Here is a 15400-nt window from a genome sequence, read left to right on the forward strand (position 1 = left end):
GAGAAAAGGGGAAAACGCTAGGATAGCCCAAAAGCGCGGCAAGCACTTTTTGGCGAAAACTAGGTGTCTTCGCGGCGGCCCGGGATTCAGCCCCGGCGCGCGAGTGACAAAAGCGTTCTTCGGAGAAGCCCGAAAACGCGCAGACGAGAAGTGGGACGTTCGAAAATTGCGACCCGCCTGCTGAACACAAGAACAATTTCCCCGTCGGGAGGGTCCGGGCCGAAAAAAATCGCCCGGCTTTTGGCCGGGCGATAAACCTCGTGGAGCTAGGCTCTACACGAAGTTTTGGCGGGAGGGATCGGGAGGCTCGGAGAAAGCACCGTAACTGACAAGCGTTTTTTGACGGATATTTTGCACCCCGCGGAGCCGGCTCGAGTGACCGCGGCGACGGGGTCTCTCCGTCTGCTCTGAGCCGCTCTCCTCCCCGATCTGCGGAGCCCAAAAAAGCCGCGGACGGTGAGTCCGCGGCTTGAAAGAATCGATCCGAGGTCGCTAGGCCGTCTCAGTCGCAGCCGGAGCCGGCTGCTCGGGCTCGACCGGGAGATCGGCGCCGAACGGCAGCGTGATCTTGAGGTTCTTGTATTTCGGCAGACCCGTGCCCGCCGGAATCAAGTGCCCCATGATCACGTTTTCCTTGAAGCCTTTTAGCATGTCGACTTTGCCCAGAGTCGAAGCGTCGGTCAGCACGCGCGTCGTCTCTTGGAAGCTCGCCGCCGAGATGAAGCTCTCGGTCTCGAGCGAAGCCTTGGTGATGCCCAAGAGGATCGGCTCGGCCTCGGCCGGCTTGCCACCCGCTTCCTCGATCCGCCGGTTCTCGGCGAGGAACTGCGCGCGGTCGACCTGCTCACCCCAGAAGTTCTCCGTGTCGCCCGGATCGGTGATCCGAACCTTGCGGAGCATCTGACGGATGATGATCTCGATGTGCTTGTCGTTGATCGCGACACCTTGGAGCCGGTACACCTCCTGCACCTGCGAAATCAGGAAGTCGTAGAGCGCGCTGGGCCCGAGGATCTCGAGGATTTCGTGCGGATCGGCGGCGCCTTCGGTGAGGTGCTGGCCCTTGTGGACCACGTCGCCCGGCTGCACGATGATGTGCTTGCCGGTGGCGATCAGGTGCTCCTCTTCCTGGGCGGTATCGTCATTCTTGACCACCAGCTTGCGCTTGCCGCGCACGGTGCCCTCGAACGAAACGATGCCGTCGATGCGCGACATCTCCGCAGCATCCTTCGGCCGGCGAGCTTCGAAGAGCTCGGCGACGCGCGGCAGACCGCCGGTGATGTCCTTGGTCTTGGAGGCCTGGCGCGGGGTCTTCGCGAGCAACGCACCCGGTTGGATGATGTCGCCCTCGTTGACCGCGATCTGCGCGCCCACTGGAATCGAGTAAGCCGCGAGCGGCTTACCCTTCGGGTCGCGAATTTCGATCTGCGGGTTGAGGTCTTCCTTGTGCTCGATGACGACCGTGGCGATGCGGCCCGACGATTCATCGAGTTCGCGTTTCACCGTGACGCCCGGGATCATGTCCTTGAACGCCAGCGTGCCGCCCTTTTCGGAAAGCACGGGAATGTTGTAGGGATCCCACTGCGCGAGAATCGCGCCCTTCTGGATCTGCTCGCCGTCGCCGACGTGCAGGAAGGAACCGACCACGATGTTGTAGGTTTCGAGCTCCTTCTCCTCGGCGTCGACGATCTGGATCGTGCCAGTCTTGTTGAGCACGATCGAGCCGCCGTCCGCCGTCTCCACCAAGCGGAGACCGCGATAGCGTACGGTGCCGGAGGCGCGGACCTTGATTTCCGGCGTCTTGAAACCGCCGGAGGCCACGCCACCGATGTGGAACGTCCGCATCGTCAACTGCGTGCCGGGCTCGCCGATCGACTGGGCGGCGATGATGCCGACCGAGTCTCCAACCTTCGCCACCTTGCCGGTGGCCGGGTTGATGCCGTAGCTCTTGCCGTCGATCCCATGCTGCGCGGTCGAGGTGAGCGGCGACATGACCTTGACGCGCTCGATGCCGAGCTCGTCGACTCGGGTCGCGATCTCCTCGGTAATGAGTTCGCCGGAGCCGACCAGGATCTCGGACGGATTGATCGGGTTGAAGACGTCGTCGCTCGAGAAGCGGCCGACGATGCGCTCGCGGAGGCTGACGATTTCGTCGTCGCCTTCGAAGATCGCCTTCTTCCACACCCCATCGCGGGAACCGCAATCATCCTCGGCGATGATGACGTCCATCGCCACGTCGCAGAGCTTGCGGGTGAGATAGCCGGCGTCCGCCGTCTTGAGCGCGGTATCGGCGAGGCCCTTGCGGGCGCCGTGGGTTGAGATGAAGTATTCGAGCACCGTGAGGCCCTCGCGGAACGAGGACAGAATCGGCCGCTCGATGATCTCGCCGGACGGCTTGGCCATGAGGCCGCGGGTGCCGCACAGCTGGCGAACCTGCTGTTTATTACCGCGCGCGCCCGAATCCATCATGATGTAGACCGGGTTCACCTCGTTGCGGCCCTCGTTGCTTTCCAGCTTCGCGAAGACCTCCTTGGCGATGCGGTCCGTGGTACCGGTCCAAAGGTCGATGACCTTGTTCTTGCGCTCGCCCTCGGTGATGATGCCCTTGTTGAACTGGGCCTCGACCTCGGCGATCTTCTTCCGGGTTTCGGCGACAATGTCCTTCTTCGCCTCCGGAATGATCATGTCGTCGATACCGATCGAGATGCCCGCCTGCATGGCGGTCGTGAAACCGAGTTCCTTCAGCCGGTCGAGGGTCTCGACCGTGGCCTGGTTGCCCGTCAGCTTGTGCGTATTCAGGATCAGGTCACCAAGCTTGGACTTCGGCACCGGGAAGTTCACGAAGCCGAGCCCGGCCGGCCAGATCTGGTTGAAGATCACGCGGCCCACCGTCGTGCGCAGCACCTTCTTCTCCTTGTTCCCGAAGATCGTCTCCCGGCCGTGGTCGGGATTCGGTACCTCGACCCAATCGTGCTTTTTCATCGCCCCGTCGGCGACGGCATAGAGCACTTCCTGCAGGCCGGAGAGCAACGGCACGCGCTCGTCCTTGGCCGGCTTCTTGCGCGGCTCGACGGTCAGGTAGTAGGCGCCGAGCACGATGTCCTGCGACGGCGTGAGGATCGGCTTGCCGGACGACGGCGAGAAGATGTTCGACGTCGCCATCATCAGGAGCTTGCACTCCATGATCGCCTCGAGCGAGAGCGGCACGTGCACGGCCATCTGGTCCCCGTCGAAGTCCGCGTTGTAGGCGGTACAGACGAGCGGGTGGACACGAATGGCCTCACCTTCGATGAGGACCGGCTCGAACGCCTGAATGGACAGGCGGTGGAGCGTGGGCGCGCGGTTGAGCAGCACCGGATGGCCCTTGGTGACTTCCTCGAGGATGTCCCAGACTTCTGGAGACTTCTTCTCGATCATCTTGCGCGCACCGCGGACGGTGTGCACGAAGCCGAGTTCCTTCAGCCGGCGGATGATGAACGGCTCGAAGAGCACGAGCGCCATCTTCTTCGGGAGGCCGCATTGGTGCAGCTTCAGTTCCGGACCGATGACGATCACGGAACGACCCGAGTAGTCGACACGCTTGCCGAGCAGGTTCTGGCGGAACCGGCCCTGCTTGCCCTTGAGCATGTCCGAAAGCGACTTCAGCGGGCGATTGCCGGCGCCCGTGACGGGGCGGCCGTGGCGACCGTTGTCGAACAACGCATCGACGGCCTCCTGCAGCATCCGCTTTTCGTTGTGGATGATGACGTCGGGCGTCTTCAACTGCATCAGATTCCGCAGGCGGTTGTTGCGGTTGATGACGCGGCGATAGAGGTCGTTCAGGTCCGAGGTGGCGAATCGGCCGCCTTCCAGCGGCACGAGCGGGCGCAGATCCGGCGGGATGACCGGCAGCACTTCGAGGACCATCCATTCCGGACGGCTCTTCGAGTGGATGAAGCCCTGGATGACCTTGAGGCGCTTCGAGAGCTTTTTCTTGATCTGCTTCGACTTCGTCGCGCGCATCTGCTCCTGCAGCTCGGCAACGGTGGCCTCGAGATCGGTCTTCACCAGCGCATCGCGCACGGCCTCGGCGCCCATCTTCGCGACGAAGGAATCCTCGCCGTATTCGTCGATGGCCTGGCGATACTCGGTGTCGGTCAGCAGCTGGTGCGGCTCGAGCGGGGTCTTGCCCGGATCGATCACCATGTAGTTCTCGTAATAGATCACGCGCTCGAGCGAGCGGGCGGTCATGTCGAGCAGGAGGCCGAGCCGGCTCGGCATGCTCTTCAAGAACCAGATGTGCGCGACCGGCACGGCGAGCTCGATGTGGCCCATCCGCTCGCGGCGCACGCGGGCGATCGTCACTTCGACGCCGCAGCGATCGCAGACGACGTCCTTGTATTTGATCCGCTTGTATTTTCCGCAGGCGCACTCGTAGTCGCGCACTGGCCCGAAGATCTTTTGGCAGAACAGGCCGCCCGGCTCGGGTTTGAACGTGCGGTAGTTGATCGTCTCGGGGTTCTTCACCTCGCCCTTCGACCATTTGCGAATGGTCTCCGGCGAAGCGACGGTGATCGAGACGCAGTCGAACGCGCTCTCCTCGATCCCAAGGGCCTCGCGGGTGTCCGTGCGGGCCGAGGACGCGGCGACTTCAGAAGGTTGAATGCTCATTAGTGGCTCCCTGTGTTTTGTGAAAGGAATGGACGCAGTTCAGCCGGCACTCACGTGCCAAAGCCCAGGGCGTCGCTCTTGTTGAGCTTGATGTCGAGACCGAGGGACTGGATTTCCTTGATCAACACGTTGAAGGACTCGGGCGTGCCGGCCTGCAGCGTGTTGTCGCCCTTGACGAGCGACTCGTAGATCTTGGTGCGTCCCTGGACGTCGTCGGATTTGACGGTGAGGAGTTCCTGGAGCGTGTGCGCCGCGCCGTAGGCTTCGAGCGCCCACACTTCCATTTCGCCGAAGCGCTGACCGCCGTATTGGGCCTTGCCGCCCAGCGGTTGCTGCGTGACCAGCGAGTAGGGACCGACCGCGCGCGCGTGAATCTTGTGCGACACGAGGTGGTTCAGCTTCATCATGTAGATGTAGCCGACGACGACCTCCTGATCGAGACGCTCGCCGGTGCGGCCGTCGGAAAGCACGCTCTTGCCCGAGGACGGCAGCTTGGCCTCCTTCAGGTATTCGCGGACTTTCTTTTCGGGGATGCCGTCGAACACGGGCGTCGCGACCTTCAGGCCGATGCGTTTGCACGCCCAGCCGAGATGGGTCTCGAGCACCTGTCCGACGTTCATGCGCGAAGGCACGCCCAGCGGGTTGAGGCAGATTTCGATCGGCGTGCCATCCGGGAGGAACGGCATGTCTTCCTCGGCGACGATCTTGGCGACCACGCCCTTGTTACCGTGGCGGCCGGCCATCTTGTCGCCGACCTCGAGCTTCTGCTTCTCGGCGATGTAAACCTTGACCTGCTTGATCGCGCCGTCGCCGGCGTCGGCACCAGACTCGATGCCGCCGATCTTGCGCTCACGATCAGTCTCGAGCTCGTCGAACTTCGTCTGATACGAGCCGATGATCTCCATGATCTTGATCCGCACGGGCGACGGGTCGATCTGGACGTGCTTGGACACGGCCGCGAGCTTGCGCAGCAGCGTCTTGGTGATCTTGCGGTTGGCCGGGATGATGATTTCGCCGGTTTCGCCGTTGATCACGTCGAGCGGAATCTTTTCGCCGAGGAGGATGTTCGACAGCGCTTCGGTCAGGCCCTCGCGGAGCTTGTCCATCTGCGTCTTGTATTCCTCCTGGATCTGCTTCACCTGGCGGCGGCGATCGGAGGGCGAGAGCTTCTCCTTCTCGAAGTCGACGCGTGAGGAGACCTTCACGTCCATCACGATGCCAGCGGCGCCGGACGGGACGACGAGCGAGGTGTCCTTCACGTCGGCGGCCTTTTCGCCGAAGATCGCGCGGAGCAGCTTTTCCTCAGGTGCGAGTTCCGTCTCGGACTTCGGGGTGATCTTGCCGACGAGGATGTCGCCAGGCTTCACCTCGGCACCGATGCGGATCACGCCGTTGTGATCGAGGTTCTTGAGCGCCTCTTCACCGACGTTCGGAATGTCGCGGGTGATTTCCTCGGGCCCGAGCTTGGTGTCGCGGGCGGTGACCTCGAATTCCTGAATGTGGATCGAGGTGAAGATGTCCTCCTTGAGGACCTTCTCGGAAATCAGGATCGCGTCTTCGAAGTTGTAGCCGTTCCACGGCATGAACGCGACGAGCACGTTGCGACCGAGCGCCATCTCACCGTGATCGGTGGACGGACCGTCGGCGATGACCTGGCCGGTCTTCACCTTCTGGCCCTGCTTGACGACCGGCTTCTGGTTGAAGCACGTGCCCGCGTTCGAGCGCATGAACTTCCGCAGCTCGTAAACGTGGACGCCATTCTTCGGGTCGGTCTTCAGGTTGCGCGGCATTTCGCCGTCGCGGGTGATGACGATCCGCTTCGCGTCGACGGACGCGACCACGCCGGCCTCTTCGGCGACGGCGACGATCTTCGAGTCGCGCGCGACGCGCTCCTCGATGCCGGTGCCGACGAACGGCGCCTCCGATTGGAGCAGCGGCACACCCTGGCGTTGCATGTTCGCGCCCATGAGCGCGCGATTCGCGTCGTCGTGCTCGAGGAACGGAATCATGCCGGCGGCGATCGAGATGACCTGCTTCGGCGAGACGTCCATCAGGTGCACGTCGGCGGCCGGCACTTCGATGAAGTTGCCGTCCTGCCGCGAGGTCACCTTGCCGATGAAGTGGCCTTTCTCATCGATCTCGGCGTTGGCCTGGGCGATGATCTTGCCCTCTTCCTGGTCGGCGGTGAGGTATTCGATCTTGTCCGTGACCCGGCCGTCCTTGACGGTACGATACGGCGTTTCGATGAAGCCGAATTCGTTGACGCGGGCGTAGGTCGAAAGCGAGTTGATCAAACCGATGTTCGGACCTTCCGGGGTCTCGATCGGGCAGATGCGGCCGTAGTGCGACGGATGCACGTCGCGGACTTCGAAGCCGGCGCGTTCGCGGTTCAGACCGCCCGGCCCAAGCGCGGAGAGGCGGCGCTTGTGCGTGACCTCCGCGAGCGGGTTGATCTGATCCATGAACTGCGACAGCTGCGAACGGGCAAAGAAGTCGCGGATGACGGTGGTGAGCGCCTTCGGGTTGATCAGCTTCTGCGGCGTGATCGAGTCGACGCTCTGATCGTACATCGTCATACGTTCGCGGACGAGCCGCTCGGTGCGGCTGAGCCCCACGCGGCACTGGTTGGCGAGCAGTTCGCCGACAGTGCGGACGCGGCGGGAACCGAGGTGGTCGATATCGTCGACCACGCCCTCACCCTTCTTTAGCCGGACGAGATACTTCGTCGCAGCGACGACGTCGCCAGACTCGAGGATGCGCTGCTCCAGGTCGACCTTGAGGCCGAGCTTCTGGTTGACCTTGTAGCGGCCGACGCGGCCGAGGTCGTAGCGCTTCGGATCGAAGAACAGCCGCTTCAGCAGCGCCTTGGCATTCGCCGTGGTCGGCGGCTCACCCGGGCGGAGGCGCTTGTAGATTTCCTTCAGCGCTTCCTCCTCGTTGCGCGTCGGATCCTTCTTCAGCGCACGGATGATCGCGCCTTCGTCGGCGGCGGTGTCGATCACGCGCAGCGTGGTGATGTCGTGCTTTTCGAAGGTGCGGACGATCGCCTTTGTGAGCGGCTCGAAGGCGCGTGCGAGGACCACGCCCTTCTGGGCGTCGATCGCGTCCTCGACGAGCACGAGCGTGGAGACGTTCTCCATATCGAGCGCCTTGGAGACCTTGAGGTCCTTGATCTCGTAGAAGAGATTCAGCAGGTCGATGTCGGAGCTGTAGCCGATGGCGCGCAGCAGGGTCGTGATGAGGAACTTCCGGCGGCGGCGGCGGCGATCGAGGTAGACGTAGAGCAGATCGTTGTTGTCGAACTGAACCTCGAGCCAGGTGCCACGATCGGGGATGATGCGGAAGGAGTGCAGCGGTTTGCCGTTCGGATGCGGCGTCACCTCGAAGGCAATGCCCGGCGAACGATGCAGCTGGGAGACCACGACGCGCTCGGCGCCGTTGATGATGAACGAGCCGCGCTCGGTCACCATTGGGATCTCGCCCATGTAAATTTCCTCGTCCTTGATGAAGTCTTCCTCGCGGAGCCGCAGCTTCACGTAGAGCGGCACGGAGTAGGTGATGCCTTCGCGGAGACACTCGATCTCCGTATTCTTCGGGTCACCCAGCGTGTAGGAGACGTATTCGAGCGTCAGCCGCTCGTCATAGGACAGAATTGGGAAGACCTCGCGGAAAACGGCCTCCAAGCCCTGCGGCTTGCGCTGCTTTTCGGGCACGCCCTTCTGCAGGAAGTCGAGGTAGGACGTGATTTGAATCTCGATGAGATTCGGCGGCTGCAGGACTTCGCGGAGCTTGCCGAAGTTGATACGTTCAGAGTGGTTGCGATCGGCCATGGGATTCCCGGGTCAATAAATCGGACGGGGCGCGCGCGCGAGCTGCGGATGGAACGCGGGCGCGAAAAGACAAACAAAAGAACGAATGTGGAAAAAGGCAAAGGACAGGCCGTAGGAGACCACGGCCTGTCCCGATGAAATCGGAAGATGTGCGTTCAGAAACGCCAACAAGCTTACTTGAGTTCGACCTTCGCGCCGGCCGCCTCGAGCTTCTTCTTGATCTCCTCGGCTTCGGCCTTCGCGACGTTCTCCTTGACCGGCTTCGGCGCGCCTTCGACGAGGTCCTTCGCTTCCTTCAGGCCGAGGCCCGTGATCGCGCGGACTTCCTTGATGACGCCGATCTTGTTCGCGCCGGCTTCCTTCAGCACGACGGTGAACTCGGTCTGCTCGATCGCAGCGGCGGCGCCGGCACCGGCGCCAGCCGCGGGAGCGGCGGCCACGGCAGCGGCAGCGGACACGCCCCACTTGCCTTCGAGGTCTTTAACGAGGGCGGCGAGATCGAGAACCGTCTGCGCGGACAGCCACTCAATGACTTGTTCTTTGGTGATAGCAGTTGTGCTCATGGTAATCTCCTGCTCCGGACTAGCGACGGCAGAAAGGCCGTGCGTTTAAGAGACGTATCTCCTAGGGCGAAGCGGTTGATGTTGGGTTTCCCCGGCTCGCGCCGGGTGAAATAGGTTTAAGTGCTGAGTTTAAGTTGAAGAACCGGTCGTTCAGGCGGCAGCAGCAGGCTGCTCCTTCTTGACCTTGGCATCGAGCACGCGGACGAAGGCCGCGGCGTTGCTGGTGAGCAGCCCGAGGAACTGCGCCCGGAGCGCGTTGAACGGCGGCAGATCCGCGATCTGCGAAAGGACCTCGGCGGTGACGAGCTTCTTCTCCATCACGCCCACCTTCACCTCGAGCTTCTGCTTGTCCTTGAAGAACTGCTTCAGGATCTTCGCGACGCCCGCGGAGTTCTTGCCTCCAACGATGACGGCAGTCGGGCCGGCCAAGGCGCTCTCGAACTCGGGCAGGCCGAGCGACTTCGCGGCAACGCGAAGCGAGCTGTTCTTCACCACGTGGAACTCGGCGTTCTCCGCGGCGAGCTTGCTGCGGAGGTCAGCCACATCGGCCACCGTGACCTTCGTGAAGTTCGCTAGAATGACGTAGTCGGACTTCTTGAGGTGAGTCTCGACCTCGGAAATCAGGTATTGTTTTTCGGCTCTCATGGTCGGGACTCCTTAGTATTTACTGAACTCGGTGGAGGCGATCTTCACGGCCGGGCTCATGCTCGAGGAGATCGTGATGCTCCGAATGAAGTTGTGGCCCTTGAACGTGTTCGGCTTCGCCTTGCCTACGGCCTCGATCACCGCTTGGGCGTTCTCAATAATCTGCTGCGACGTGAAGGAGCGCTTGCCGACGCCCAGACCGATGTTCGCGGTCTTGTCCATCTTGAACTCCACGCGGCCCGCCTTGACGGCCTTGATGCCCGCGACGATGTCGTCGGTCACGGTGCCAGACTTCGGGTTCGGCATCAGCCCCTTGGGACCGAGCACGCGAGCGAGTGTGCGGACCTTCTTCATCGCCTCGGTCGTCGCAATCGCGACGTCGAAGTCGAGCCAGCCGCCTTGAATCTTCGCCATCATCTCGTCGAGACCGGCGAAATCGGCGCCGGCCGCCATCGCCGCATCGGCGTTGTCGGTGAAGACAAGGACGCGGACCTTCTTGCCCGAGCCATTTGGCAGCGGCGTGGTGCCGCGGACGTTCTGCTCGCCGGACGTCGCGTCGACGCCGAGCCGGAACGAAAGCTCGACGGTCTCGTCGAACTTGGCTTTCGGGAATTTCGCGAGCACCTCGATGGCTTCCGCCAGAGGATACTCCTTGGTCAGGTCAGCGACTTTGACGCCGCTGTTGTATCGTTTGCTGTGCTTTTTCGGCATTGTGTCTCCTTGCGGTGCGAACGTCCCGGGTGGGACTCCCGCGATGAGGTTGGGATGAAAAGTCTAAAGCTGAGAGTTCAGAGCTGAGAGCCGGAAGCCCCAGATGTCCGCGGCCGGGTTCGGCTCTGGACTCTGAGCTCTCAGCTCTCAGCTCTCGGCTGCGACTCAGTCGACGACCTCGATGCCCATCTGACGGGCGGTGCCGGCGATCGTCTTGATGCCCGCGGCCTCGTCTTTGGCGTTCATGTCCGCCTTCTTGAGCTTCCAGATCTCGGCGCACTGTTTCTTGGTCACCTTGCCGACGCGATCCTGGTTCGGCTTGCCCGAGCCCGTCGCGATGTTGGCCGCCTTTTTGAGGAGAACGGAGGCCGGCGGGGACTTGAGGATGAAGGTGAAGCTCTTGTCGGTGTAGACGGTGATCACGACCGGCAGAATCATGCCGTTCTGATCCTTGGTCCGGGCGTTAAAGTCTTTGCAGAACGCCATGATGTTGACGCCCTGCGCACCGAGCGCGGGACCAACCGGGGGCGCGGGATTGGCCGCGCCGGCTGGAAGTTGGAGGCGAATGTAGCCTTGGATTTTCTTGGCCATGCTAAGTTATTTTGGATTTTCGATGTTGCGGATGTCGGCCGGCGAACGGCCTCTGCTACTTTCGATTTGGGGACTCCGACCGGCCTGAGGCTGGCTGAAATCGAAAATCCAAAATCGAAACGGAAATTCAGTTCGATTACTCGGTGTTGCGCTGCACCTGCCAGTATTCGAGTTCGACCGGCGTGAACCGGCCGAAGATTGAGACGGAGACCTTGAGCTTGCCGCGCTCCGGATCGATCTCGTCGATCCGGCCGGTGAGCGACGCGAACGCGCCGTCGGTGATCTTCACCTCTTCGCCCACGCTGTATTGCACCTTCGGCACTTCCTTGCCGTTGGCCGCCTCGATCCGCGCGCGGATCTCGTCGATCTCGGACTGCCGCAACGCCGCCGGGCGATCACCGCCGACGAACCCGATCACGCCGGCCACTTCCTTCACGAAATACCACGGCTTGTTGATGACCTTCTTGTCCTCGCCGTAGAGCCGCATCTGGATGAACACATACCCCGGATACAGCTTGCGGACCTTCGTCGATTTCTTGCCGCCCTTGACCTCCGACACGATCTCGGTGGGCAGCAGCACCTCGAAGATGGAGTCGTCCAGCTCCTCGGCCTTCTTGAACTTGTCGATGTAGGCCTTCACCTTGTTCTCCTGCCCCGAAAGGGTGTGCAGGGCGAACCACTGGGCGTCGGCGGGCGCGGTCGTTTGGGCGGACATGACGGACGGGGACAAAAGAACGTTAGCTGACCATCTTCGTGAACAGGTCCACGAACTGGTAGAGGGAGAAATCGCTGATGCTCGTGAACACGCCCAGGATCAGGGAGGCCGTGACGACCACGACCGTCGAGTCACGCAGCTCCGGCATCGTCGGCCAGGTGCACTTTTTGAGCTCCTCGACGGTTTCGAGCGTGAAGATGCGGACGGAGCTGAACGGGTTTTTCATGGGCGAAAGTGATGGCAGGCGCGGAGGGACTCGAACCCCCAACCGACGGTTTTGGAGACCGCTACTCTACCAATTGAGCTACACGCCTGTGCGAAAGTCTTTCTTAGACGACGCAGCCGAGGCCCCGTTGCGAGGCCTCGGCAAGGTCGGAAGTTGAAATAAGCAGCCTTATTCGACGATCTCCGTGATACGACCGGCACCGATGGTGCGGCCGCCTTCACGGATGGCGAAGCGCTGCGTCTTCTCCATCGCGATCGCCGAGATCAGCTCGATGTCGACCGAGATGTTGTCACCCGGCATGATCATCTCCACGCCCTGCGGCAGGTTGACGACGCCGGTCACGTCCGTCGTCCGGAAGTAGAACTGCGGACGATAGCCGTTGAAGAACGGGGTGTGGCGGCCGCCCTCGTCCTTCGAGAGAACGTAAATCTCGGCCTTGGCCTTCTTGTGCGGGGTGATCGACTTCGGAGCGGCGATAACCTGACCGCGCTCGATGCCGTCCTTGTCCACGCCACGGAGGAGCAGACCGACGTTGTCACCTGCCTGGCCGCGATCGAGCAGCTTGCGGAACATTTCGATGCCGGTCACGACGGTGGAGCTGGTGTCGCGCAGGCCGACGATCTCGACCGTGTCGTTCAGCTTGACCACGCCGCGCTCGATACGGCCGGTGGCAACGGTGCCGCGGCCCGTGATCGAAAAGACGTCTTCGACGGACATCAGGAACGGCTTGTCCATCTCGCGCGCCGGCTCCGGAATCTCGGTGTCGATCGCGTTCATCAGTTCCTGGATCGCCGCTTCGCCCTCGGGCTTGCCCTCGATCGCCGCCGTGGCCGAGCCACGAACGATCTTCGCGTTCTTGCCGTCAAACTGGTACTTGGTCAGCAGGTCGCGGATTTCCTCTTCGACGAGGTCGAGGAGGTCCTTGTCGTCGATCAGGTCGACCTTGTTGAGGAACACCACGATCTTCGGCACGCCGACTTGGCGGGCGAGGAGGATGTGCTCACGGGTCTGCGGCATCGGGCCGTCCGCGGCCGACACGACGAGAATCGCGCCGTCCATCTGCGCGGCGCCGGTGATCATGTTCTTGACGAAGTCGGCGTGCCCCGGGCAGTCGACGTGCGCGTAGTGGCGCTTGTCCGACTCGTACTCCACGTGCGAAACCGCAATCGTGACGGTCTTGGTGGCGTCACGCACGGTGCCGCCCTTCGCAATGTCCGCGTAGGATTTGATTTCGGCAAGGCCCTTGCGCGACTGGACCGCGAGGATCGATGCGGTCAGCGTCGTCTTGCCGTGATCGATGTGGCCGATCGTGCCGACGTTCACGTGCGGTTTGGTGCGTTGGAATGCAGCTTTAGCCATGGGAGTTGGGAGACGTTAGCGGTTAGATTATGAAGTTTGACCTCTGTGATTAACGTCGCGGAAGTCGCACGACGTTTGACCTGGAGCCCAGAAACGGATTTGAACCGTCGACCTCCCCCTTACCAAGGGGGTGCTCTGCCAACTGAGCTATCTGGGCAGACCGAAGAGAGGATCAAAAAACGAAAAGAGGAGAGAAAGTGCGGGCCGTGAATTTTCAGGTCAACAGCAAACTTCCACTTTCTTGCCCAACTTCACGGGCCGATCGAAACTCGGTAGAATCCAGGCGGTAAGCGTTCGCCCAAGTGGAACCCTTGGCTCAAGTATTCCTGAAAGAAGCCGTCCACCGCCAGCACCCGCGAACTCTCGATCAGCACCGCGGGGCGAATCAAGCCTGCTCGATCCACCGCGGCCAGAAATTCCAATGGCTGCCAGACGGGTTCGCCCGGCGGCCTGGCGTCCACTGACCGTGCCAACACCACCTGGCCGTCCGCCGCCGAACTGACCCGGATAAAGGCGCCCCGGGCGGGCAGCGGCGCCACCTCTCGGTCGCTCCGCCCGAGCCCGATCAACGGCTGCTCCGCCCGATCCGCGGTGATGGCATCAGCTAATCGCGTTGGCGCGGCCACCGCCGGCGGCAGATGCAAACGCAGTTCCGATTCGGTGAACTTCCACGCCGGGGCAAAATCCTGGAACGCACTTCCCGGCTGCGGCCGCGCCGCGGCCGGCAGCGCGTTCTCCGATGCGTTCCAACGAGTTGGCAGGAAAAGCGGCGTCGGGTCGCGCAGCATGGCCTCCTCGGTCGCCAGCGGATCCGACTCCGGCGCCACCGTCACGGCCGGTGCCCGTTCCGCCCGGCCACTTTCGATCCTCGGTTCGGGCGCCCGGTACAAGGTCAGCCCACCCGCCACGATCGCCAGGGCCAAACCGACCGCCAGCAACCACCGGCTCCAATCCGCACGCGGGAGTCTCACGTCACCGCCCTCCGCCCGGGCTCGTCGGCGGCTCCTCGGCGCCCCAGACCACCTTGGTGAAGCCCGCCTCGTAAGCCGCCCCGACGATTTCCGCCAGCCGCGCCACGCGCACATCTTCCCGCGCCCGAATGAGCAGCGACGGCTCCTTCAGCTTGCGCGCCTCCACTTTCAGCCATTCGCGCAGCTGCGGCATGTTCATGAGTCCCGGATCGGCGAAGATTTGGCCCGACGGCAGCACGCTGATCACCCGCTGCGTCGGCGCCGCCCCCGCGAGGGCGCCCCGGAGCTCCGGCATCCGGAAATCGAGCCCCAGTCCCGGCGCGAGCACGAACCGCGAGCCGAACACCATGAAAAACAGCCCGATCAGCCCGACGTTGACGTAGAACAGCACGTCGAAACTCCGCGGCTCGGACCGCAGCTTCGAGGCGAGATCCAGCGGACGCGTGATCACGACTTTGCCTCCTCGATCCGCTCACCCGGCTGGACGCCACGGTATTCGGTGAGCAAATATCGCATGATCTCGTTGCCCGCCCATTCCACGTCCCGCACGATCGCGCGGATCCGCCCCGTCAGGAAATGGTGCGCGAGGTGCGCCGGGATCGCGAGCATCAGGCTGGCCGCCGTCGCGAGCAACGCCTGCCACATGCCCGCGGCCAGCACGCTCGCGGTGGCGTAGTCCTTCTGAAACCCGGTGAACGTGGTCACCATGCCCAGCACCGTGCCGAGCAGGCCGACCAGCGGAGCCACCTGCGCGATGGCCGCGATCGCGCCGACCCGGCGTTCGAGCGCCGGCAGTTCGACCACCGCCGCCTCCTGCACGTAAAAGCGCATCGTGTCCGCATCCTCGTCGGCGTGCAGCAACGCCGCCTTGACCACCGCCGCGACCGGCCCGGGCGTCTCCTCGCAGACGGTCAGCGCTTCCACCAGCCGGCGCTTGGCCAGGATGTTTTTGATGCCGTTGATGAACGCCGTCGACCGGATCTGCCCCCGATGCAGGAACAGCACGCGCTCGACGAAGAGCACGAGACCGATGAGCGCGATCACGAGCAGCACCCACATCATGGGACCGCCTTGGGCGAAGAGACTCAGGTCGAGAGCGGACATCGTGGAACGGAGTTAGACCGGGTTGCCCGGCCGGCGTA

At 62.8% G+C, this 15400-nt stretch carries 12 protein-coding genes and 2 tRNA genes; all 14 read right to left on the reverse strand.

Translation table 11 applies throughout. The features are described from left to right. Window positions 1–492 precede the first annotated feature (492 nt). Window positions 493–4647 (reverse strand): DNA-directed RNA polymerase subunit beta', encoded by a 4155-nt coding sequence (rpoC, locus tag OTER_RS01150; RefSeq protein WP_012373060.1) that lies wholly within the window; start codon window positions 4645–4647, stop codon window positions 493–495. A 50-nt stretch (window positions 4648–4697) separates the two neighbouring features. Then, complete coding sequence (gene rpoB, locus OTER_RS01155) at window positions 4698–8477, reverse strand: DNA-directed RNA polymerase subunit beta (RefSeq protein WP_012373061.1); 3780 nt, start codon at window positions 8475–8477, stop codon at window positions 4698–4700. Between the two features lie 173 nt (window positions 8478–8650). Next, window positions 8651–9040, reverse strand: a complete 390-nt coding sequence (gene rplL / locus OTER_RS01160; protein WP_012373062.1) for a 50S ribosomal protein L7/L12 — start codon at window positions 9038–9040, stop codon at window positions 8651–8653. Window positions 9041–9190: 150 nt separating this feature from the next. Beyond that, window positions 9191–9685: a 50S ribosomal protein L10 gene (gene rplJ, locus OTER_RS01165; RefSeq protein WP_012373063.1), complete on the reverse strand. Its 495-nt coding sequence runs from the start codon at window positions 9683–9685 to the stop codon at window positions 9191–9193. A gap of 12 nt (window positions 9686–9697) precedes the next feature. Continuing rightward, window positions 9698–10396 carry a 50S ribosomal protein L1 gene (gene rplA, locus OTER_RS01170; protein ID WP_012373064.1) on the reverse strand — a complete coding sequence of 233 codons (699 nt, stop codon included), beginning with the start codon at window positions 10394–10396 and terminating at the stop codon, window positions 9698–9700. A 165-nt stretch (window positions 10397–10561) separates the two neighbouring features. Further along, window positions 10562–10987, reverse strand: coding sequence for a 50S ribosomal protein L11 (gene rplK / locus OTER_RS01175; RefSeq protein ID WP_012373065.1), 426 nt, complete (start codon window positions 10985–10987; stop codon window positions 10562–10564). Window positions 10988–11123: 136 nt separating this feature from the next. Further along, window positions 11124–11702 carry a transcription termination/antitermination protein NusG gene (gene nusG / locus OTER_RS01180; protein ID WP_012373066.1) on the reverse strand — a complete coding sequence of 193 codons (579 nt, stop codon included), beginning with the start codon at window positions 11700–11702 and terminating at the stop codon, window positions 11124–11126. A gap of 22 nt (window positions 11703–11724) precedes the next feature. Beyond that, window positions 11725–11928, reverse strand: a complete 204-nt coding sequence (secE, locus tag OTER_RS01185) for a preprotein translocase subunit SecE (RefSeq protein ID WP_012373067.1) — start codon at window positions 11926–11928, stop codon at window positions 11725–11727. A gap of 12 nt (window positions 11929–11940) precedes the next feature. Next, window positions 11941–12016, reverse strand: a tRNA-Trp gene (locus OTER_RS01190). An 80-nt stretch (window positions 12017–12096) separates the two neighbouring features. Further along, window positions 12097–13287, reverse strand: coding sequence for an elongation factor Tu (gene tuf, locus OTER_RS01195; protein WP_012373068.1), 1191 nt, complete (start codon window positions 13285–13287; stop codon window positions 12097–12099). An 81-nt stretch (window positions 13288–13368) separates the two neighbouring features. Further along, window positions 13369–13444: transfer RNA gene (locus OTER_RS01200), tRNA-Thr, on the reverse strand. Between the two features lie 94 nt (window positions 13445–13538). Further along, complete coding sequence (locus tag OTER_RS01205; RefSeq protein WP_148217960.1) at window positions 13539–14210, reverse strand: hypothetical protein; 672 nt, start codon at window positions 14208–14210, stop codon at window positions 13539–13541. 49 nt (window positions 14211–14259) lie between these two features. Further along, window positions 14260–14709, reverse strand: coding sequence for an ExbD/TolR family protein (locus OTER_RS25520; protein WP_012373070.1), 450 nt, complete (start codon window positions 14707–14709; stop codon window positions 14260–14262). Continuing rightward, complete coding sequence (locus tag OTER_RS01215; RefSeq protein ID WP_012373071.1) at window positions 14706–15362, reverse strand: MotA/TolQ/ExbB proton channel family protein; 657 nt, start codon at window positions 15360–15362, stop codon at window positions 14706–14708. The genes OTER_RS25520 and OTER_RS01215 overlap by 4 nt, the downstream gene beginning before the upstream one ends. Between the last annotated feature and the right edge of the window lie 38 nt (window positions 15363–15400).

It is taken from the genome of Opitutus terrae PB90-1 (assembly GCF_000019965.1).
Classification (GTDB): Bacteria; Verrucomicrobiota; Verrucomicrobiia; order Opitutales; family Opitutaceae; genus Opitutus; species Opitutus terrae.

Excerpts from the sequence above, each read along its gene's own strand:
- rpoC (WP_012373060.1), bottom strand. The coding sequence starts at position 4,647 with ATGAGCATTCAACCTTCTGAAGTCGCCGCGTCCTCGGCCCGCACGGAC.
- rpoB (WP_012373061.1), bottom strand. The coding sequence starts at position 8,477 with ATGGCCGATCGCAACCACTCTGAACGTATCAACTTCGGCAAGCTCCGC.
- rplL (WP_012373062.1), bottom strand. The coding sequence starts at position 9,040 with ATGAGCACAACTGCTATCACCAAAGAACAAGTCATTGAGTGGCTGTCC.
- rplJ (WP_012373063.1), bottom strand. The coding sequence starts at position 9,685 with ATGAGAGCCGAAAAACAATACCTGATTTCCGAGGTCGAGACTCACCTC.
- rplA (WP_012373064.1), bottom strand. The coding sequence starts at position 10,396 with ATGCCGAAAAAGCACAGCAAACGATACAACAGCGGCGTCAAAGTCGCT.
- rplK (WP_012373065.1), bottom strand. The coding sequence starts at position 10,987 with ATGGCCAAGAAAATCCAAGGCTACATTCGCCTCCAACTTCCAGCCGGC.
- nusG (WP_012373066.1), bottom strand. The coding sequence starts at position 11,702 with ATGTCCGCCCAAACGACCGCGCCCGCCGACGCCCAGTGGTTCGCCCTG.
- secE (WP_012373067.1), bottom strand. The coding sequence starts at position 11,928 with ATGAAAAACCCGTTCAGCTCCGTCCGCATCTTCACGCTCGAAACCGTC.
- tuf (WP_012373068.1), bottom strand. The coding sequence starts at position 13,287 with ATGGCTAAAGCTGCATTCCAACGCACCAAACCGCACGTGAACGTCGGC.
- OTER_RS01215 (WP_012373071.1), bottom strand. The coding sequence starts at position 15,362 with ATGTCCGCTCTCGACCTGAGTCTCTTCGCCCAAGGCGGTCCCATGATG.